Genomic DNA, 19,287 nt, shown 5'->3' with positions numbered 1-19,287 from the left:
TGGTGTATGGCATGAATGAGAAAAAACAAGCAGGTGAATATGCTGCAGGCTTCATAAAAGACGGAATGACGATTGGATTAGGGACAGGCAGTACAGTATATTATGCATTGGCGAAAATCGGTGAATTTATTGAACAGGGAATGACACTTAAAGGTGTCGCTACTTCCACTGCCACTGCGAGGATTGCTAACAGCATGCACATCCCTTTAATCGATTTGAATGACACAGAAAAAATTGATCTGACAATTGACGGCGCTGATGAAATTGATCCTAAATTCAATGGGATTAAAGGGGGAGGAGGCGCTCTTCTCCGTGAAAAGCTTGTAGCAAATGCTTCGGATAAAATCATTTGGGTGGCGGGCCACACGAAATTGGTACAAAAGCTGGGGAAATTCCCTCTGCCTGTTGAAGTCCTATCGTTTGGTTCAAACCATACGGGACGGCTTCTTGAAAAGGAACATTTACATCCGATCCTGCGCAAAACCAAGACTGGAGAGACATTTTATACAGATAGCGGAAATGTCATATATGATTTGCATTTGGATGAGATTGCAGAGCCAGGAAAGCTGGCTGAAAGGCTAAAACAATTTACTGGCGTTGTGGAGCACGGGCTTTTCCTTGCACACCCGAATGTAGTGATTACGGGAACAGGCGGAAGTGTGGTCATCCGTGAGAATAAAAAATAAGGAGATTTGGCATGAAAGCATTAGTGTTCGAAGAATTTGGAGGACCAGAGGTATTAACGTATAAAGAGATTGACAAGCCTGTTTTAGAGACCGATGAAATTTTGGTCCGCATTGAAGCTGCTGGCTTAAACTTTGCAGATGTGTATAGAAGAAAAGGGAATTATCATTTGGCAGGCAAGCCGCCTTACATTCTCGGTTATGAGGGAGCGGGTATTGTTGAGGATGCAGGGAATCATTCCGGAATCAAACCGGGTGACAGAATTGCGTTTGCAGATGTTCCTTATGCAAATGCCGAATATGTTGCGGTCCCTGTTGATAAGGCGATCCCGATCCATGACGGTATCACATCCGACACAGCCGCATCTGTCCTTTTGCAGGGATTGACCGCACAATACTTAACGAGAGACAGCTATCAGGTAAAAGAGGGGGATGTAATTCTCGTTCATGCTGCAGCCGGCGGTGTCGGCCAAATTTTGGTTCAAATCATTAAAATGATGGGTGGAAAAGTGATTGGCTTAACCTCTTCTGCAGAAAAAAGAGAGGCCGCGTTAAAAGCAGGGGCAGATGAAGTATTTCTATATCATGAAAATTGGACGGAGAAAACGATGGCCTATACAAATGGAATAGGTGCAGATGCCGTATATGAGTCTGTCGGCTCCACCCTAAATGAAAGTTTCGCTGCCATCCGAATTGGCGGGACGGTCATTTTTTATGGAATGGCCGGCGGTGATCCTCTTCCTGTTGATCCGAGGATGCTGATGGATCAATCCAAGACCCTGACAGGCGGAGATTTATGGAATGTCCTCACTTCAAAAGAAGAACGCGTAAATCGTTCCTCAGAGCTCTTTAATTGGATACTAGATGGGCATATCCGCATTCAGCCTCCGCTTTCATTTCCAATGGAAAAAGGTGCAGATGCTCATAGACTTCTTGAGAGCCGCAAAAGCACCGGTAAAATTTTACTTAAACCATAATAATTGAAACCCTCCCATTCATTTACATAAAACATGGAAAAAGTGGTACAATCAGGATTGAGGGAGGGGTTTTCATGCCTGAAAAAAGGACCGAAAAAAGAGCCGCTAAAGGAAGGCTGTCCATCATTGCGATTTCGGCAGCATCACTAGGTTTAGCAGGGACTTTATTCTTTTATTTGTACGGGGAGCCTGTTCAAAATCAGGAGCAGCATGCAAAAGCAGCAACCGATCAAAAGGGTTCAGCTTTCCATTATTTTTCGGCTAGCAGGGAATGGGATGATGCCGCATTTCAGCAGGTCCTTCATTACATGTCCCATCAAAAAATAGCTGCTCATAATAATGAAAAATGGGGAGCCATTAAAATTACAGAAAATCGAATTGGAACTTTAGCTGACCTTTTAGATAAACATTATACCGAGCTGGAGCATGCAGATGTTTATAAAGATATTTTGTCGCGCTGGGAATCCGGTGATTTCTCTCATGCTGTATTGGATCACAACTCCATTTGGACTATCCAGGGAGGGACCATTGGAAAGGCAACCCGTCTGCTGTCTTCTGAAGAAGAGGAAAAATATATTAAAGATGAAAACTTAAAATAGCTCGTAAATCCATTCAGGGGTACGTTCAAGCATTTTTTCCCAGAACGGTATTTGATCATACATGTCTTCTGTAAGGATGCGGCTTGAGGAGAAATCCTTTCGCAGCTCCTTTTTTGTTTCTGCAATAAATGATTTGGAATAGAAGAAACAGTTCGCTTCATCATTTATAAAAAGGCTCCGTTTATCCCAGTTGGCTGTGCCGATGTCCGCCACATAATCATCAATAACCATGACTTTTCCGTGAAAAAATCCTTTGCGGTATAAATAGATGACAGCCCCATTTTCGAGAAGCTTCTTCGTTCTTGGATAGCTTGGCGGTTTCGTATACCAGTAGTCAGGCTTATCAGGTATCAGCAGTTCAATCTTAACCCCTCGTTTTAATGAGGCGAGCAAGGACTTCATCAGCTCATCAGTTGGTATAAAATAGGGAGTAGCAATCATAATGCTGCTTTTGGCATTATGGATCATGCCTATTAATTTCTTTTCCAGATCATCACCAGTTGAGAAAACAAATTGGTAGCGGTCAGAGCCTGTACTATGGGTTTTTGAGATGGGAGGCTGAATGGTTTTTCCCGTGTCTTCCTTCCAGTCTTTTAAAAACTGTTTTGTTATTTCTTCAGAGCCAGAGCCCGTCAGCCGAACGTGATAATCTCTCCAATACCCAAACCTTGGATCATTTCCAAGATACTCTTCCCCGATATTAAATCCGCCAATATACGATAACCTTCCATCGATTACAGCGATTTTACGGTGATTGCGGTGATTTAAGCGATAAAAAAAATGCTGGTAGGAAAGCGGCCTGCTATTGGCAAACTGCGCGCCGCTTTTTTCAAGTTCTCGGATCATCAATTTTGTGATGTCATTTCCGCCGATTGCATCAACTGAAAGTTTCACATCAACACCTTGCTCCGCTTTTTTTTGAAGAAGAGCAAAAAATTCTTTGCTTACGGCATCATCCCGGATGATAAAGAAGTGGATATAAATAAAGCTCTGCGCCTCCTCAATGTCTTTATAAAGAGAACGAATCAGGGTTTTTCCGTCAGTAAAAAGACTCGCATCTCCGGTTGAAATAGGAGACGCGAGAATCGGATGCTGCCTATTATAGGATTCTGCCCCTGATTTCACATCGTTTACGGCTGTATAGGCAATGCCGGTTAAAGCGGCGGCAGATAAGAATAGAATGATTATGATTTTCTTCAGCACACAGAAAACTCCCCGCCTAAGCGATTCCTTAGTCGATCCATTTAAAAAGGAATTGAAACCCGCATCAAGGTTTTACATTTTAGGGTTAGTATGTCACCTGATTTAATCTGCATGCGCGTTACTCATTATAAAAATAGCTCTGCAAGTCTTGAAAAGGAGTGCTTTTTCTGGTCAAAAGAATAGACATTCGTCAAAATCATGATTTCATCCGTTTCGTACTGATCGGATAACTCGTTCATTGCTTTCTTCACCTTATCAGGTCCGCCAATGATCATTCTCTTTCGATTGATTGCCATTCTTTCACGGTCTGCCGCAGATCGAACCACTGACTTGGCTTCTTCAATGCTTGGTACCCGGCTGTCGAGTCCTTTTTCTACTCGGAGAAGCCATAAATCCTGACTATATGCAAGTTCCTCGGCGTGATCATCGTCTTTCCCGCAAATGACGAAAACGGCTGCCAGAGACTGAGGGGATGCGGAAAATAGAGAAGGGACAAAATGTTTCCGATAATCCCGGAAAGCTTCCCGTCCTCTATCCGGCTTAATAAAATGGCCGAACACATAATTCAAACCAAGCTCTGCTGTTTGCCGTGCACTGTTTTCCCCCAGTCCCAGAATCCAAACCGGAGGGATGGATTCGGGAAGAGGAGCAGCCTTGATTCCATGGAATGGATGGTCTGATGGTAATGAATCGGTTATATAATAAATAAGATCCTTCAGCTGCCTTGGAAATTCACTCAAGTCTCTTGCCGCACCATCCAAAAGCGCCTCTCTAACCTTTCGTGTGCCTCCGGGTGAGCGGCCGACGCCAAGATCAATTCTTCCGGGGAATACAGCTTCAAGCTGCCGGAAGTTTTCTGCTGCTTTGTAGGGACTGTATTGAGGAAGAAGCACGCCGCCTGAGCCCACTCTGATCCTTGAGGTTATGGAAGCGATATACGACATCAGAATTTCTGGAGAAGTGCTGGCAAGTCCCCTTGTCCCGTGATGTTCCGCAAACCAGTATCTGGTGTATCCGAGGAATTCTGCATGCTGAGCAAGCTCAGCTGTCTGCTGAAATGTTTCGGTAACGCTCATGTTTTTAGAAACCGGAACCTGGTCGAGTATGCTAAGTTTCATAAATGGTTCATTTCCTTCAACTTGTTTTTTTACAGGATGCCACAACAGAAAGTCTTTACGCAATCGGAACGCATTCATTGTTTCTCTTTTTTCTTAACAGGGAATGGTATATGGAGTATTTTAAAGGAGGCTTATCATGCAGACTATTTCATCTTTTCTTTTGACTAAGGAGGATATGACGAATCCCGAAGTTGTGCCTCAATGGGTGATCGATGAATATCAAACCTTTCATGGCGTAGTTACAGACGCAACTTTTCCTTGCTATTTCGGAATGAAAGCCGAAAAAAAGGGAGAACTGCGGTATGCATACATAACAAGAGAGGATTGGTCAAACCTTCCTAAGGCCGTTGAGCAGTTTTTGACCCTCTTTAAAGAACCACCTTATACACGCCACGGTCTATTTGTTTTTATGGAACCTGAAACAGAGGAAGGGGAACTTGATTTATACAGGAAACGTTTTTGGGACATTTTGCAGTACCTTCATGAACAGGATCCGAAGCCATGGCCGGTGGATGCACCTAAGGATCCAGATCATCATTTATGGGATTTTCATTTTAATGGAGAGCCATTTTTCATTTTTGGAAATGCGCCTGCTTACAAGCAGCGGAAAACGAGGCACCTTGGAAACAGCCTCGTATTGGGTTTTCAGCCAAGAATGATCTTTGAAGGTCTTGAAGGAACGGAAAAGGGAGGCATCATGTCCAGGGAAAAGGTGAGAGAAAGAGTAGAGAAGTGGGATCAGCTTCCGACACATCCTGACATTAGCCATTACGGTGATGTCGATCATAATGAGTGGAAACAGTATTTCATTGGAGATGATATTGAACCGATTAGGGGGAAATGCCCTTTTTCTCATAAATAACGGATTACTGAACCAGCAGACTGCATGCTGGTTTTTTTGTTTGGGTCTATTGTAATAATTTGGGGATGGAATGAAATAATGGTAGAATGGTAGGGAGAATATTCGTTATGAAGAAAGGGAGAGGTATCTGTGGGTGTAAGCTTGAGAAAAGGGCAGAAAGTGGATTTAACTAAGACAAACCCTGGTCTTTCTAAAATCGCAGTCGGTTTAGGATGGGACATTAATCAGATGGGGGGCTCTGCATTTGATTTAGATGCATCAGTCTTTCTGCTTGGGGAAAATGGAAAGGTCCCTTCAGATAACGACTTTATTTTTTATAATAATCCAAACGGTGCGTCTGGCTCCGTTCTTTATTGCGGAGATAACCGGACTGGCGCAGGAATGCAGGATGATGAACTAATCCGTATCGATCTAAACCGCGTCCCGCATAATTTTCAAAAAATAGCATTTACGATAACGATTCATGACGCTGCTGAAAAAAGACAGAACTTTGGTCAGATTTCTAATGCCTATGTCCGCATTTTCAGTGAAGATACAGGGATGGAGTTCATCCGCTATCAGCTTGGCCATGAGTTCTCAGTGGAAACAGCGATCGTTGCAGCTGAGCTTTACAGACATCAAAATGAATGGAAATTCAATGCAATTGGAAGCGGATTTGGCGGCGGGCTATCAGCGCTATGCAGAAATTTTGGAGTGACCGTAGATGATGAACCGGCTACTCAGAACCATCCTCAAGGATCAGAATACATACAGCCGAACCATCCGCCGCAGGGATCAATCCAGCAGAGCTACCAGCAGCAGAATGATTTTAGCCAAAACAGAGGCTATTCTTCCGGCGTTTATCAAGAGACACCGGGTATCAGTTCAAATCCATACCAGCAGGGGAATCCATCTGCACAGACATATAATGGAGCACAGGGCTACGGAATGAATCAGCTATCTTCCTACGCAGGAGGTCAGGTTCAAACTGCAGGCAGGACCACTTCTTGTCCAAGATGCCAATCCCAAAATGTGTCAGCCGGCAAGAAAGGCTTTGGAATCGGTAAAGCAGCATTAGGCGGGCTCGTCCTTGGACCGGTCGGATTGCTGGGGGGATTTATCGGCGGCGGCAAGGTTCAATTCAATTGTAATCAGTGCACATACAAATGGTCTCCGGATCAGAAGGATTTTGCAGCATGGGCGAATGAGCAGAAGCGGAATGCACAAGAGCTGCTGCAGCGCTTTAAAAGCCAGGATGTTATGGATGCGATTGTAGCAGGATGTGCATTGGTAAGTTTGGCAGATGGGCATATTTCTTCAGCAGAGCGGCAAAAGGTAAACGAGTTTTTTAATAATAGCCAGGAACTGCGTGTGTTTGATACAGCGAAAGTGAATCAGCGTTTTAACCATTTTGTGATGAATCTTGAAAGAGATTGGATGACTGGGCACGCAGAAGCAATGAGAGCTCTTGGAAATGTAAGAAGCAAACCTGAAGTGGGAAGGCTTGTTGTGCGTTACTGTGTCGCAATCGGTTTTGCAGATGGAAACTTTGATCCTTCAGAAAAACAGGCAGTAGCAGATATTTGCAGAGAGCTTGGCTTGAATCCATCAGAATTTTTATCGTGAATATCTTGACCTGAAAACCAGGTTGATTAAAGGAGAGGTATGGTTGAAGAAAATTTTTTCTTTCTGCTGTCTCTTTTTATTGATATGGCTTGTTTCCTGTTCGAGTCGCAGTGATAAGTCTGCAGAAGCTCCCCAGACGGATGCAAATGCCGGCAAGAAGGCGGAAATAATTGCTGAAAATCTCGATGTCCCATGGTCCATCAATAAGAGCGGAGACACTATTTTTCTATCTGAAAGAACAGGATCGATTGTCAAAATCGAGAATAAGAAGCAGATGAGAATGAAAGTAGAGCTAAAGGAGCCTCTGGCAAAGGTGCCGGAAGCGGGGCTATTAGGCTTTGTCCTTCACCCCGAATATAATGAGAATGGGAAAGCATTTGCTTACTACACTTACGAAAAGCAGGGAATGATCCTGAATCGCATTGTTAATCTAGTGCTTGAGGGCGATTTCTGGAAAGAGGATGAAACTCTTTTAGACAGCATACCCGGCGGGCAGTTTCATCAGGGCGGCAGATTAAAAGTCGGCCCGGACGGCAAGCTTTATGCTTCCACGGGAGATGCTACAAAGGAAGAGATGGCCCAGAATCCGGATCTGATTGGCGGAAAGATCCTCCGATTGAATTTGGACGGCTCGATCCCGGATGATAATCCTTTTGACAACTCATATGTTTACAGCTATGGACACCGAAATCCTCAAGGTCTTTCATGGAGTGAAGATCATGTCCTTTACAGCACAGAACATGGACCTGATGGATACGATGAAATTAACCGGATCGAACCGGGTAAAAATTATGGCTGGCCTACTATTACAGGAAGCCAGAAGAAAGCCGGAATAACAGCTCCCCTTATTCATTCTGGAAAGCCTTCTTGGGCTCCATCAGGTTCAGCTTATTCAGCCGGAACTCTTTATTTCGGTGCGCTGGGCGGTGAAAGTGTAAAATCCTATTCAATTCGCTCCGGAAAATTAAGAACGGCCATCCATGGATATGGGCGAATCCGGGATGTGTTTATCGAAGGAGAAAAGATGTATTTTGCCACCAACAATACGGATGGGCGAGGCGTACCGTTTAAGAAGGATGATAAGCTTTACAAATTGAACGTAAATCAAATCTCTGATTCAAGCTGAATTCATGGTGTCTCCATAAGAAAACGGACTGCTTAAAGCATAACGGGTTCGGTTTTCGAGTACAAAAACTTAATTCGCACACTAATAAGCAGTCCAATTTCAAACTAAATCGGACTGCTTCTTTTTTTTTGTTGAATATTAAGGTTTTCTGTGACTTTGTGGGTGTTTTAGCACCCGAATTCACACCCCTTTTAGCAGAGTGACTAAAATTCTCGTCAGTGTGCTAATTCTTATGCTAATTGTTATGCGAATTGGTGTGTAAAAAATTGTAATTTATTTTTAGGTATTTATGTTTAAAGAGGAGCTTATATAACAAACGTAGCAGGATTGTTGAATAAGGAATTTGAATAAAATAGGACTATGCGTATAAGGGATGGGTAGATTGTAATAACTTCTGGACGAAATGAAATGATAAAAGCTTTAAAATTAATTGTTATCCCATTGTTAAGAGAAAGAGGATTTAAAGGTTCTTTTCCACATTTTCTGCGAGTTTTAGAAACCCGTATTGATCTCATTTCTTTTTTCTTGGTTCTGTTAAAGCCTGGTGTTGATTTTTAAAACCTGTTGATTGGAGTGGAAGGCGTGAGACTCTCTCGGAAAGCGAACGCGTGCAGCGGAAATCAACAGCCAAATTTAACAGAGCTTTTTTCTTTGATAAATATAGTGGTGGTTTTATTGTTGAAATAGGAGCGTCACCAGTCAATGGTTTTACCATCAAATCAGGACTACATTTTCCACCTAATAAAGTAAACACTACTCACCAAGTACCTTGTACTCGTCTTGAACCAACTGAAGACCACGACTCTTATAGATATGACGAAGACCCTGTTCAACATTAAATTTATGAAGTCTTAGCATATGAGGTTGCTTCTCTTTTACCTAAAGCTGAAGAGTGGTGGAATTCGGATAAAATAGCTCGTATTATTAAGAAAAAGACCAAACAACAAGGTGACATAAATTTTGATTAAACATATATCCCGTTATTAAACTATCGGGTGCGATTCTGCATCAAAAGTTGTGCTTTTTATTAGTATAATTGTAGCTGTACATTGGAGGTGTATGGATGAAAATAAGAATAGTTACTAAAGCAGAATATAGTTTTATTGAAGACTTTGTATATGAGATATTCAAAAATACCAATTATTCGGACGGAGTAGCTGAAAAAGCTTTAGTAAGAGAGATCCGAGAAAAACACTATTACATTCCCCTGCTTGATTTAGTTGTTGAGGAAAGAGGTGTGATTATAGGACACTGCATCCTCTCAAAACTTCCAATTAGTAACAAGTATGAAAATGAAATATTGATGTTATCACCAGTTTCAGTAGCAATTAATCATCAGCGTCAGGGTGTAGGTAAGTATATGTTGGAGGAAGGAATTGAATTGGCTGCAAAAATGGGATATAAGGGAATAATTGTTGAAGGAGATTATCGTTACTATCAACGCTTTGGATTTAGAACATCAACTGAATTTGGAATATATGCATCAAAAAAAAATCTTCCACCTTCTGAGGAGAATTTGATGGCTATGGAGTTGTGTGAAAATGGTATGGAAAACATTTCAGGTGAAGTGGATTATTCAATTTATGATGCCTTGAGACATTGATAGGTAAGTTCGCATGTTACTCTTTAAGTTTTAGTATCCTTTGAACTAAAGGATGTTTTCTTTAAGCAATGATCTTCCGCAATCGGGTGCTAATCTTCAACAAAGTAATACGGTGAAAAAAGCTCGAGGCGTAATGACTCCGAGCTTTTTTGTGTACTAATTTCACCGCTAAAAGGTCTGCTAATTCAGCTGCGAATTACACTGATAATTAGAATTTTGCACTTTAAAACCGATCCCATTACTTAAAGCAAGGCCGTTTTTTTATGGGCTGGCAGGCTGAACTTGGTTTGCAGCATCATCGGTTTCGTCATCATCTATCAAGGCTTCAGGCAGGCCTGAATATTTGGCCCAATAGAAGATCCCAAGTGATCCTATTGCAATCAGGATCAGGTCGAGCGGGTTTGATAGTATTCCAAGTCCTCCTCCGAAAGATCCGGTATAAGAGAAAACCAGCATCATGACATAGTATCCGATAAGCCACCAAGACGATTTAAGCTGCTGAGCCAAACTGACTTCACGGGTTGGAACATATTTAGAAAATAACAGATAAACAACAAACATGACGAGCTGCGATGCAAGAAGCCATGAGATCGTTGTCCAGCCTGACCAATACACAATATAAGAGGCAAAAATGAATGAAAGAGGGGCTATCACACTCATTCCTCTAAGCTTAAAGGGCTTCTCAAGATTTTTGGCGTTTACTCTGAAAGTGGCGGATGAGATCGGTGCAATCGCATAGGACAGGATTAATGCGACAGAACACACGTTGACTAGCGCATTCCAGGAAGGAAACGGAAGAGTCCAAAAAACGGAAAGACCGAATGACAGCCACAGTGATGATCTTGGGATACCTGTTTTTTGATCGATTTTTGAAAAGATTTTAAATAGTGTTCCGTTTCTTGACCATGCATACACGAGGCGTGCCGTGGTATTCATAAAGATATTCCCGTTACCTCCCGGTGACAATATGGCGTCAAATACAACAAGGAAAGCAAGCCATCCCAGTCCGAGAACGACAGCAATATCTTTAAATGGCAATGCAAACTCTTTTTGAATGTTCTCCCAGCCGGAAGACAGCATGTCCGTTGGAATCGCACCAATAAACAGAACCTGCAGGGCTGTATATATGGCTGCTGATAAAATGATGCATAAAAACAATGCAATCGGAATATTTCGCTGCGGATTTTTCACTTCGCTTGCGACCGATACAATTGGATGCAGGCCGAGATAGGCGAACATGACTCCCCCGGTAGATATGGCTGCCTGAATCCCGGTAAATCCTGAAGGAGCAAATCCAGCTGCCGAGAGGTTTGCAGATTTAAAGTAGAAAATAAGCACAGTGATAATGGTTAATGGAACGAAATACTTAAAAATTGAAATGATAATATTGGATTTGGCAAATGTTTTTACACTCCAATAATTTAATAAAAAGAAGAGACACAGCAATCCGAATTGAAGCAGCCATCCAGCAACAGTTGGAGATTCTGAACCATTAACCGTTAAACCTGGAAACCAAAAGGCAACATACTGTCTTACAGCCGTTACTTCAATGGAAATGAGACTTGTATACGCAATAATGGTAATGAAAGAAATCATATAACCGACCAGGTGCCCATGCGAATAAACCGGATACCGAATAATCCCACCCGTCCTTGGCAAAGCTGCTCCAAGCTCGGCATATACAAATCCAATCAGTAAAATGATGACTCCTCCGATTATCCAGGAGAAACTTCCGGCTGGGCCTGCTTTGGAAGCGACATTGCTTACTGCAAACAGCCAGGCAGACCCAAAGATTGCTCCAAGTCCTATTAGTGTTAAATCAAGCAAAGAGATGGTTTTCTTAAATTTTCCCTGATCCGCCATGCAAATCCTCCTCATAACAGCATATCTTTCTTTTATTGTGTTCTTATATAAGCATATATATCCTTTTAAAAATGGATAAAACAAAAACCGCATGCTGTGTCACATGCGGTTCTATCTGGTATTTGGATTTTTTAGCATAGGATAGGAACAGGCTAGAGTGTATGGGGGATCATTAGGCTTTGGATTTATATAAATGGCTGACGGCTTTTAAGATGAACATCTTTTCTTTGACCGAGAGCATTTTCCAGCTCCCTGCTCGAATAACCATTCTGCTCCCTCCTTAAAATCGGATTGTTATCTATTAAATACCGTCTTTTGCAATGAATAAAACCTTTAAACACTCTGCAAATTCCGCTAATCCTTTTGCTGTTTGTGAAAAATATGAGTATTTTTTGTATTTAATTGATGAGTAGAGGGGCATTTCGTCTAGTTCATGCAAGACTTTGGTCTCAAAACCTGACTGGATATAGGTGAATATGACGAAATAAATTAATCTTTTTTATTTTTTTCCAAAGGATCCAGTTCTTTTGAAAATTCGGTTCCAAAAGCTGCATGTCCCGTACGGATGGATCTTCTCTCTGCAATCTGCATCCGTTCAAGTAAAAAGAGGTGTACGAATACCTCTCCAGCTGTAAAGATGACAGCTGAGATCCCGCTTCCCCACGCAATTTGCAGATAGTTTTCATACAAAACAGAACCAAAAATCCACACCCCAAGGTAAACAGTGAAAAATTCGACTATGTACGCTGATCGGTGTCCCAATGCAGGCAGTACGACTCTGTCTCCAAGCAAATAGGTAGCAAGGGCTGCAAATAAACTAAAAGAAAGAATATCTGTAATGTTCGCATCAAAGAATAAATCCAGACCAATAGCAAAGGCAATGGCTGCGATAATAAATTTAACGGCAATGACAGCAAGCTGATTCATTTTTCTCACTCCTTTTACTAAAGTTTTGTCACAATTGGGAGCAAACATACATGATTGGCCGGCTGTGTGCAAATTATTCGAGTTTTTAAAGGACATATAGTAAAGTTGTCCTTATGATTTGAAACTATAAGAAACCCTTCCATATATAAGGAATCGTGACTAAGGAGGAATACGTGTGTTTAAACGGAATTACGCAGATGAAAAGAATAAACAGCTGCATGAAATTAAGCTTTCTGTCCTGGACCTTGCACCTATTGTTTCTGGAAGCCATGCAGGGGAAGCTTTGGGCAACTCGCTGGATTTGGCGCAGCATGCAGAAAAATGGAGATACAACCGCTATTGGCTTGCTGAGCATCACAATATGAGAGGGATTGCCAGTTCAGCGACAGCAGTCGTGATTGGTCATATCGCGCAGGGAACTTCAACCATCCGGGTCGGCTCAGGCGGCATTATGCTTCCTAACCACGCTCCGCTTGTCATTGCTGAACAGTTTGGAACACTCGAGTCACTCTTTCCGGGACGAATCGACCTTGGATTGGGAAGAGCACCCGGAACCGATCAGCTGACAGCACAGGCCTTAAGAAGAGAGCTAAAGGGGAGCGCGGAGGATTTTCCTGAACAAGTGGAGGAGCTGAGAGCATACTTCAATCCGACAGAATACAGCCATGTAAAAGCGATTCCCGGTGAAGGATTAAATATTCCGGTATGGCTGCTTGGATCAAGCGGCTTTAGTGCCCATCTTGCCGGTCAGCTTGGATTGCCATTTGCGTTCGCCAGCCATTTTTCACCGGATCATACGACTGAAGCCTTAAGAATCTACAGGAATCATTTCCGTCCTTCCGACGTTCTGGATGAACCGTATGCTATGGTTGGAATGAATGTAGTAGCGGCCGACAGCGAGGCACAGGCGCAGTATTTGTCTACTTCTATGAAACAGCAATTTCTCAATCTTGTCAGGGGCCGTCCGGGCCAATTGAATCCTCCGGTGGATGATATGGATGATTTGTGGAATGAATATGAAAAAGCGTCCATTCAGCAAACACTGCGTGCTTCAGCAATCGGTGATCCTGATCAAGTGAAGGCGAAGCTTCAAAGCTTTTTAAACGAAACCCAGGCAGACGAGATGATGATTACGGCTAACATTTTTGACCATCAGGCACGATTGCGCTCTTATGAAATTGTTTCACAGCTAATGAAATAACCATCAGTGAAGGAGATCAACTTATGGAATGCAAAATAAATCGAAATGCAGCAAAAGTGCTGAAAAGAATGCTTGAAAGTGAAGAAGGACAAGGGAAAATGATACGGGTGTTCATCACGGAAATGCACGGGGACCATGCCCATTATGATGTAAAACTTGATACACCGACTGAACATGATGAAATTGTGAAAACAGATAAAGATATAGACATCCTAATGGACAGCCGTGAAGAATTTTTGGACGGAGTATGGATCCAGTTTTTCTTCGTCCCTCAGGAACGATTTGAAATCATCAATAAAAACAAAGGATGGCATAACCATCATTAACCAATAAAGGAGAGTTCTTTTATAAAGAACTCTCTTTTTTATCAGGAATAGGAGTGATTGTCATGATTATTAATATAAATGAACGGTCAATTGAAGGAACAAACTTCATCCATGAGGAAGTGAATGGATCCCATTTAATCAGCTTCCATTTTAGAGTGAAAAGCGGGCAGGATTATCATGATACAACAACTTTGCTTTACAAAAATGATTTCGAAGTGAAAGTGCCGGAAAAAGACCTTTCCTTTCAAGCCGTGATTAAACAATATTCAACCTCTGCTGTGAATTTATATGAAGAGAACGCAGTAGGAGATTATTTTCTTGAATTGATAGAGAAAAAGGCCGGGAAGTGACCCCCCGGCCTTTTTAATATCCAAATTCATGAGCAATCAGCTTATAAGAATGGAGCTTGTCGGCTTCTTTGTGAGTAATGGTGATGATCATCAATTCATCCGCATCATAGTCTAATGCAAGTTTTTCTAGTTTCGCCTTTACATCAGGCGGGCTGCCGATAATCTGCAGGGTTTTCATTTTTTCTAGCTGTTCTTTTTCTTCCTGAGTAAGCACATAGGCCTCAGCTTCTTCGAAAGAAGGGACCCCCTTCCTGCCTTCACCCTTCGCAAGCATCATTTGCCACACTTGGTTGCTTAAAGCAATTTTCTCTGCCTCCTCCCGGGTTTCTGCACATATTACAGCAGCAGCCAGTAGTACTTCAGGTTTTGATTTATGACCGCTTGCATGGAAAGCATCCTTGTACGATTGGATGATTTCCGGATCTGTACCTCCCATGAACTGTCCAAATACATAACCTGTTCCGCCTTCCGCTGCCATCTTTGCACTCTTCCTGCTCGTTCCCAGTACAAAAACATCCGGAGGAACGGGAGGCAGCGGGGCAGGCTGAATCGTTGAAAACATATGGTTTTCTGGAAAGTCTCCTCTAATAAAATGCAGAAGATCGTTATAAATATCAGGAAGCTGTCTAACATTTTCAAGGAAATTTCCGGACAGGGCTATGGACGCTTCAGCAGAGCCTCCCGGCGATCTTCCAATACCGAGATCAATACGGTCAGGAAAAAGAGTAGAGAGAAGATTAAAGGTTTCTGCCACTTTAAAAGGTTTGTAATGAGGCAATAAAACCGCTCCGGCACCGAGCCGGATCGTCTTCGTTTTCCCTCCTATGTATCCAAGCATGACCTCAGGTGCCGAACTCGTCAGCCCGGTGAAATCATGATGCTCGGCAATCCAATATCTTTTATATCCCAATCCTTCGCCATATTGGGCTAAGCGAAGGGATGCTTCCAGTGCATCTTTCGGTGTTTTTCCGGACGATAGGGGAGATTGGTCTAAAATACTGAGTTTCATTGCAAACCTTCTTTCTGAAAACCTAGTTGATCATTTAATCTTACATCAGCTTATTTTTAATACAAAGTTTCTGCTTTTAAATGGTTATAATTAGAAAAATATCCATTGTTTAATATGTCGCGTCGTGATATAGTCATGTTATGACATAGTCTTAGAGGTGTTCATTTGGAAATAGATAACGTCTTAAAAAAATATACCCCCATGACAGAAACCGCATTCTATATTCTCCTTTCTTTAACAAAGCCCAGGCATGGTTATGGGATTGTAAAACATGTAGAAGAAATGACAAACGCTAGAATCCGTCTTGGTTCCGGAACCGTTTATGGAACTCTGACAAAGATGCAAAAGGATGGGGTCATTACCTTATTTGCGGATGAAGACAGAAAAACGGTGTACGAAGTGACTGACACTGGAAAAATACTGATGGCAGCTGAAATCAAACGGCTAAAGGAGCTGCATCAAAATGCCATAAATCATGAGGAGAAATTCGAATGAAAAAGGTATGGAGACCGTTTTGGAGCTATGATATTCAGAAGACAGAACAGATGATTTCAGAATTGGGTCAAGAGGGTTATTTACTTGTCCGCATGAACCGATGGAAAAGGTGTTTCTTTTTCGAGAAAGGGATGCCGGCAGCCCTTTCCTGCCAGATTGGATATAGTCGTTTAAAAAACGAGACCCTTTCTGAAGGGCTATTGGAAGACGGATGGAGAAAAGGAGTTCAATCCGGCCGCTGGTATATAGCTGTTAATGAAAAACAGCCTATGCTGCTAAAGACTTTTCCTTCCCGTGAAGGGATCATCAAACGAAGCCTGCAGTGTAAATACCTCTTCGCCAGTATCCTGATTTATTTATCCGTCATTGCTATTTTCATCGCATCTATGTTTAGTGTTTCTTTTTTCCAAAATACTTCTGTAGAGGTGGAGGAGAGTCCTCTTTGGTTCATCCCCATAACAGCTGGGGCATTAGCAATCATACTTGGTATGTTTTCTGTTTACTCTTTTCTTAAGCTAAATAAATTGATAAAAAGTTTCAGTGAAAACCAGGATCCTTCGAAGCGTAATGAAGCATTTAGCAAAGAGAGAGAAAAACATCTGATTAATAAAAGAGAACTAATAGTTAAAAGAAAAATTGGCTGGATGTATGCTCCTGATCAACTTGAGAAATGGCTTGAGGAAAAGGAGAGGAAAGGATTCCATCTATATCGTGTAAGCAGGACAGGAACTGTTTTTTACTTTAAGAAGGGCAATCCCCGTCAAGTTCGCTATTGTGCCGACTATCAAAACATTTCGAACGAACAATACTATGAAATGCACAGGGATGCAGGTTGGAAAAGCGTATTTACCTCCAAATCGTCTTTGCAAAAATGGACTATATGGAGCAGAGAATATGGTGCACTTGAGGAAAGGCCCAACTTATACAGTGATAAGATTCACCGGTTAAAGCATGCACGGAAAATCGTTTTTTCTTATAGTCTTTTGTTTCTGCCTATTACGTTCGTTTATTTATTGAATTTAAGTATTTTTATTTCAAACGGGTCTAATTTCGGGTTTAGGGGATTAAATGCGTTGAATACCGTGATGTATACCATCTGTATTTTTATGTTCGGTTCCTTTGTTTTGAGAACATGGCTTTATTATGGAAGGTTGAAAAAAAGTTCTGCAGGTCAAAGCCATCAGTAAAAGCCAAAGTAAACCCAATCCAATATGGATTGGGTTTACATCTATTCTTTTGACAAGCTCCTCCAAAAATAAAAAACAGCATAAGCCTCCCACGGTGACCAGGGTAAAAAGATTTCTTCCATTTCCTCTCTCGAAAGTTTTCTCTCTTTAAATCCTGCGTTCTGCAAAGCTTTGTTAAGAGCCGCATCTCCAAAAGGAAAGCTCGAGGATATCCTGAGACATCTCATCATACAATAGTTTGCTGTCCATGGACCGATCCCCCGGATGGACAAAAGTTTTTCTTCTATTCCCTTTACATTCCGATCTCTCAGAAGATTTTCTTTCGTTATCTTTCCATCTGCAATCAGTTTGGCGATCCCGATCACATACTCTGCTTTTTTTCCTGTAAATTGAAGCTCCCGCAGGTTCTCTGCGGAAAGTGAAGCTATGGTTTCCGGAGCAGGAAAGGTCCAAAAAGCCTGTTCAGCCCATACATGCTTCTCACCGTATGCTTCAACCAATCTTTTCTTCAGTGTATAGGCAAAAGCCAGATTGATTTGCTGTCCGATTACAGCCCAGGTCAATGCTTCGAACAAATCAGGAACCCCGATTATCCGAAGACCCTCAAATTTCCGAGTGAGAGAACCAAGAATTGGATCGTTATTTGCTATCTGATAAAAAGGGTCGAGATCTGTAGTGAGATCGAGCCAGTCGGCGGTATATTCGGCAGCCTTACGATGCATGCTCTCGCTTTTATCTGAACCATCCACTATTTTGAGCTCAAGAAAAGAATGACCGCTTTCCTTTATCCTGACAAGAATTTTCTGCTGGTCAATAACGAGAACCTTATAGATTTCTCCGCTAACAACTTGATGAAGGCATTCCTGGGTAGACCTGGTTAAGTAATGAAGCGTTTCTTTGTAGCTGAAATATTTCGGCACCTGGATGATCATGGATTCAGACTCGGCGCTAAAATTGAAAACGGGCATGTCCTTTGATGCTGAAATCATGATAATCCTCCAATCGGAGAAGGCGTTCTTTCATATGCAGTCCGCCCCTGAACCCGGTCAAGGTATTGTTAGAGCCGATCACTCGATGGCAGGGTACTGCGATCGGAACGGGGTTAGCGCCATTTGCTGTTCCGGCTGCCCGGACTGCCTTTTTATTTCCGGCAGCTTCTGCAAGCTGGGAATAGCTGCGGACAGCTCCATAAGGGATGTTTAACAATGCGTTCCATATAGCCTTTTGAAAAGTGGTTCCGTATAAATCGATAGGAAACTGAAATCCTTTTCGCTCTCCGTTTAAATATTCCATAAGCTCTTGAATGTAGACAGCTGTTTCTTTTGGATTATGTTCTAATTTTGAACCCGGAATTTTTAAAGCAACCCAGTCTTCTAAAGTTTCAAAAGATTCTCCCGGCCATGTCAGCCTGCAAACGCCATAATCGGTCGCAGCAATATAGAAAGGGAGAGGGTTGAAAGTTTCATGTGAAAATTGACTCCAGTAAACAGGCACGATTTCATTCATTTTAAACGTTCCCCTTCTTCCGCCATTTTTTCTCTGTATTCCTGAGGGGTGCAGCCTGCTATCTTTTTAAACACAGATGAAAAATGCGGTGGATTTGAAAATCCTGTCTCAGCTGCAACTTCAGCGATGGCTTTTTGATCTGCCAGCAATAGCTTTTTTGCCTCGCTCATTCTGTAATTCATCAAATATTTGGATGGGGTCAAACCTGTGACACGTTTAAATACTCGCAGGAGATGATACGGACTTATGGCTAATTGCAGGGCCATGGTGTTTAATGTTAATGCTTCTCTATATTGATGGTGAATGAGCTCCTTTAATTTTTCAGCCAGTTCTGCATCAGGACCATGCAAGCCTGAAACCTCAGGCTTGCACCGTTTGCACGCCCGGAATCCTGCATCGATTGCTTCCTGGATGCTTCCGTACACCCTGACATTTTCTCTTTTAGGTGTCCTCGAACGGCAGGAGGGCCGGCAGAAGATTTTGGTTGAGGTGATTCCGACATAGTATAAGCCATCATATTTCGCAGTTCTGCTTAAAATCGTTTCATAGATTGCTTCAAACAGCTCCTGTTCTTTCACACTCATCACTCCTTTATAGGAAAATTATAAACCAATAGAAGGAAGCCGATAACGATTTATGAATAGGTA

Annotated in this window: 20 protein-coding genes; 12 read left to right on the top strand and 8 right to left on the bottom strand. The window is 42.2% G+C overall.

All coding sequences use genetic code 11. The annotated features are described in order from the left end of the window. Nucleotides 1-11: 11 nt before the first annotated feature. The 3 genes from rpiA to WCV65_RS11090 all read left to right on the top strand — a co-directional run bounded on the left by rpiA (nt 12) and on the right by WCV65_RS11090 (nt 2,259). Entirely contained in the window at nt 12-686 is a 675-nt protein-coding gene (gene rpiA, locus WCV65_RS11100; protein ID WP_035411323.1) for a ribose-5-phosphate isomerase RpiA, read from the top strand. Nucleotides 687-697: 11 nt separating this feature from the next. Then, nucleotides 698-1,660, top strand: coding sequence for a quinone oxidoreductase (locus WCV65_RS11095; RefSeq protein WP_338776463.1), 963 nt, complete (start codon nt 698-700; stop codon nt 1,658-1,660). 74 nt (nt 1,661-1,734) lie between these two features. Beyond that, nucleotides 1,735-2,259, top strand: coding sequence for a DUF6241 domain-containing protein (locus tag WCV65_RS11090; RefSeq protein WP_338776461.1), 525 nt, complete (start codon nt 1,735-1,737; stop codon nt 2,257-2,259). On the opposite strand, the gene cls is transcribed toward WCV65_RS11090, so the two are convergent. Together cls and WCV65_RS11080 are read right to left on the bottom strand one after the other, a co-directional pair. Next, nucleotides 2,251-3,462 (bottom strand): cardiolipin synthase, encoded by a 1,212-nt coding sequence (cls, locus tag WCV65_RS11085; protein ID WP_338776459.1) that lies wholly within the window; start codon nt 3,460-3,462, stop codon nt 2,251-2,253. The genes WCV65_RS11090 and cls overlap by 9 nt on opposite strands. Before the next feature lie 125 nt (nt 3,463-3,587). Beyond that, on the bottom strand, nt 3,588-4,580 hold the full coding sequence (locus WCV65_RS11080; protein ID WP_338776457.1) for an LLM class flavin-dependent oxidoreductase: 993 nt from the start codon (nt 4,578-4,580) through the stop codon (nt 3,588-3,590). 136 nt (nt 4,581-4,716) lie between these two features. On the opposite strand from WCV65_RS11080, the gene WCV65_RS11075 reads away from it, so the two are divergent. The 4 genes from WCV65_RS11075 (at nt 4,717) to WCV65_RS11060 (ending at nt 9,776) form a co-directional block, all read left to right on the top strand. Beyond that, on the top strand, nt 4,717-5,442 hold the full coding sequence (locus WCV65_RS11075; protein WP_035411334.1) for a YqcI/YcgG family protein: 726 nt from the start codon (nt 4,717-4,719) through the stop codon (nt 5,440-5,442). Between the two features lie 129 nt (nt 5,443-5,571). After that, on the top strand, nt 5,572-7,047 hold the full coding sequence (locus WCV65_RS11070) for a TerD family protein (RefSeq protein ID WP_338776453.1): 1,476 nt from the start codon (nt 5,572-5,574) through the stop codon (nt 7,045-7,047). Between the two features lie 43 nt (nt 7,048-7,090). Continuing rightward, on the top strand, nt 7,091-8,173 hold the full coding sequence (locus WCV65_RS11065; RefSeq protein WP_338776451.1) for a PQQ-dependent sugar dehydrogenase: 1,083 nt from the start codon (nt 7,091-7,093) through the stop codon (nt 8,171-8,173). 1,063 nt (nt 8,174-9,236) lie between these two features. Further along, on the top strand, nt 9,237-9,776 hold the full coding sequence (locus tag WCV65_RS11060; protein WP_338776449.1) for an N-acetyltransferase: 540 nt from the start codon (nt 9,237-9,239) through the stop codon (nt 9,774-9,776). A gap of 261 nt (nt 9,777-10,037) precedes the next feature. Here WCV65_RS11060 and WCV65_RS11055 read toward each other — a convergent pair whose 3' ends face one another. Beyond that, nucleotides 10,038-11,639 (bottom strand): APC family permease, encoded by a 1,602-nt coding sequence (locus tag WCV65_RS11055; RefSeq protein ID WP_338776447.1) that lies wholly within the window; start codon nt 11,637-11,639, stop codon nt 10,038-10,040. A gap of 489 nt (nt 11,640-12,128) precedes the next feature. Beyond that, nucleotides 12,129-12,566, bottom strand: a complete 438-nt coding sequence (locus WCV65_RS11050) for a DUF2512 family protein (RefSeq protein WP_035411352.1) — start codon at nt 12,564-12,566, stop codon at nt 12,129-12,131. Between the two features lie 175 nt (nt 12,567-12,741). Between WCV65_RS11050 and WCV65_RS11045 the strand changes: the two genes are divergently transcribed. The 3 genes from WCV65_RS11045 to WCV65_RS11035 all read left to right on the top strand — a co-directional run bounded on the left by WCV65_RS11045 (nt 12,742) and on the right by WCV65_RS11035 (nt 14,443). Beyond that, nucleotides 12,742-13,767, top strand: coding sequence for an LLM class flavin-dependent oxidoreductase (locus WCV65_RS11045; RefSeq protein ID WP_338776444.1), 1,026 nt, complete (start codon nt 12,742-12,744; stop codon nt 13,765-13,767). A 23-nt stretch (nt 13,768-13,790) separates the two neighbouring features. Continuing rightward, a complete protein-coding gene (locus WCV65_RS11040) occupies nt 13,791-14,093 on the top strand; it encodes a heme biosynthesis protein HemY (protein ID WP_035411357.1) in 303 nt (100 codons plus the stop codon). A 62-nt stretch (nt 14,094-14,155) separates the two neighbouring features. After that, nucleotides 14,156-14,443 (top strand): DUF3219 family protein, encoded by a 288-nt coding sequence (locus WCV65_RS11035; RefSeq protein WP_338776440.1) that lies wholly within the window; start codon nt 14,156-14,158, stop codon nt 14,441-14,443. 13 nt (nt 14,444-14,456) lie between these two features. On the opposite strand, the gene WCV65_RS11030 is transcribed toward WCV65_RS11035, so the two are convergent. Continuing rightward, on the bottom strand, nt 14,457-15,452 hold the full coding sequence (locus WCV65_RS11030) for an LLM class flavin-dependent oxidoreductase (protein ID WP_338776438.1): 996 nt from the start codon (nt 15,450-15,452) through the stop codon (nt 14,457-14,459). Between the two features lie 165 nt (nt 15,453-15,617). On the opposite strand from WCV65_RS11030, the gene WCV65_RS11025 reads away from it, so the two are divergent. Next, nucleotides 15,618-15,947, top strand: a complete 330-nt coding sequence (locus WCV65_RS11025) for a PadR family transcriptional regulator (RefSeq protein ID WP_338776436.1) — start codon at nt 15,618-15,620, stop codon at nt 15,945-15,947. Continuing rightward, on the top strand, nt 15,944-17,134 hold the full coding sequence (locus WCV65_RS11020) for a DUF2812 domain-containing protein (RefSeq protein WP_338776434.1): 1,191 nt from the start codon (nt 15,944-15,946) through the stop codon (nt 17,132-17,134). Before WCV65_RS11025 ends, WCV65_RS11020 begins: the two co-directional genes overlap by 4 nt. A 41-nt stretch (nt 17,135-17,175) precedes the next feature. Here the strand turns inward: WCV65_RS11020 and WCV65_RS11015 are convergent, their stop codons facing one another. Genes WCV65_RS11015 through WCV65_RS11005 form a run of 3 tightly spaced genes read right to left on the bottom strand, consistent with a single transcriptional unit; the run spans nt 17,176 to nt 19,218 of the window. After that, nucleotides 17,176-18,123, bottom strand: coding sequence for a DNA-3-methyladenine glycosylase (locus tag WCV65_RS11015; protein ID WP_051860808.1), 948 nt, complete (start codon nt 18,121-18,123; stop codon nt 17,176-17,178). Beyond that, nucleotides 18,083-18,640, bottom strand: a complete 558-nt coding sequence (locus WCV65_RS11010; RefSeq protein ID WP_338776430.1) for a methylated-DNA--[protein]-cysteine S-methyltransferase — start codon at nt 18,638-18,640, stop codon at nt 18,083-18,085. The genes WCV65_RS11015 and WCV65_RS11010 overlap by 41 nt, the downstream gene beginning before the upstream one ends. Next, the gene (locus WCV65_RS11005) at nt 18,637-19,218 is read right to left on the bottom strand and encodes an Ada metal-binding domain-containing protein (protein WP_338776428.1); all 582 of its coding nucleotides are present in this window, start codon (nt 19,216-19,218) and stop codon (nt 18,637-18,639) included. The genes WCV65_RS11010 and WCV65_RS11005 overlap by 4 nt, the downstream gene beginning before the upstream one ends. Between the last annotated feature and the right edge of the window lie 69 nt (nt 19,219-19,287).

Source organism: Metabacillus sp. FJAT-52054, from assembly GCF_037201815.1.
Lineage (GTDB): Bacteria > Bacillota > Bacilli > Bacillales > Bacillaceae > Metabacillus_B > Metabacillus_B sediminis.
This window is presented reverse-complemented; position numbering and strand designations above follow the sequence as displayed.

What these genes read in the sequence shown, in the direction of transcription:
- rpiA (WP_035411323.1), top strand. Translation starts at nt 12, where the DNA reads ATGAATGAGAAAAAACAAGCAGGTGAATATGCTGCAGGCTTCATAAAA.
- WCV65_RS11095 (WP_338776463.1), top strand. Translation starts at nt 698, where the DNA reads ATGAAAGCATTAGTGTTCGAAGAATTTGGAGGACCAGAGGTATTAACG.
- WCV65_RS11090 (WP_338776461.1), top strand. Translation starts at nt 1,735, where the DNA reads ATGCCTGAAAAAAGGACCGAAAAAAGAGCCGCTAAAGGAAGGCTGTCC.
- WCV65_RS11080 (WP_338776457.1), bottom strand. Translation starts at nt 4,580, where the DNA reads ATGAAACTTAGCATACTCGACCAGGTTCCGGTTTCTAAAAACATGAGC.
- WCV65_RS11075 (WP_035411334.1), top strand. Translation starts at nt 4,717, where the DNA reads ATGCAGACTATTTCATCTTTTCTTTTGACTAAGGAGGATATGACGAAT.
- WCV65_RS11060 (WP_338776449.1), top strand. Translation starts at nt 9,237, where the DNA reads ATGAAAATAAGAATAGTTACTAAAGCAGAATATAGTTTTATTGAAGAC.
- WCV65_RS11055 (WP_338776447.1), bottom strand. Translation starts at nt 11,639, where the DNA reads ATGGCGGATCAGGGAAAATTTAAGAAAACCATCTCTTTGCTTGATTTA.
- WCV65_RS11050 (WP_035411352.1), bottom strand. Translation starts at nt 12,566, where the DNA reads ATGAATCAGCTTGCTGTCATTGCCGTTAAATTTATTATCGCAGCCATT.
- WCV65_RS11040 (WP_035411357.1), top strand. Translation starts at nt 13,791, where the DNA reads ATGGAATGCAAAATAAATCGAAATGCAGCAAAAGTGCTGAAAAGAATG.
- WCV65_RS11035 (WP_338776440.1), top strand. Translation starts at nt 14,156, where the DNA reads ATGATTATTAATATAAATGAACGGTCAATTGAAGGAACAAACTTCATC.
- WCV65_RS11030 (WP_338776438.1), bottom strand. Translation starts at nt 15,452, where the DNA reads ATGAAACTCAGTATTTTAGACCAATCTCCCCTATCGTCCGGAAAAACA.
- WCV65_RS11020 (WP_338776434.1), top strand. Translation starts at nt 15,944, where the DNA reads ATGAAAAAGGTATGGAGACCGTTTTGGAGCTATGATATTCAGAAGACA.
- WCV65_RS11015 (WP_051860808.1), bottom strand. Translation starts at nt 18,123, where the DNA reads ATGATTTCAGCATCAAAGGACATGCCCGTTTTCAATTTTAGCGCCGAG.
- WCV65_RS11010 (WP_338776430.1), bottom strand. Translation starts at nt 18,640, where the DNA reads ATGAATGAAATCGTGCCTGTTTACTGGAGTCAATTTTCACATGAAACT.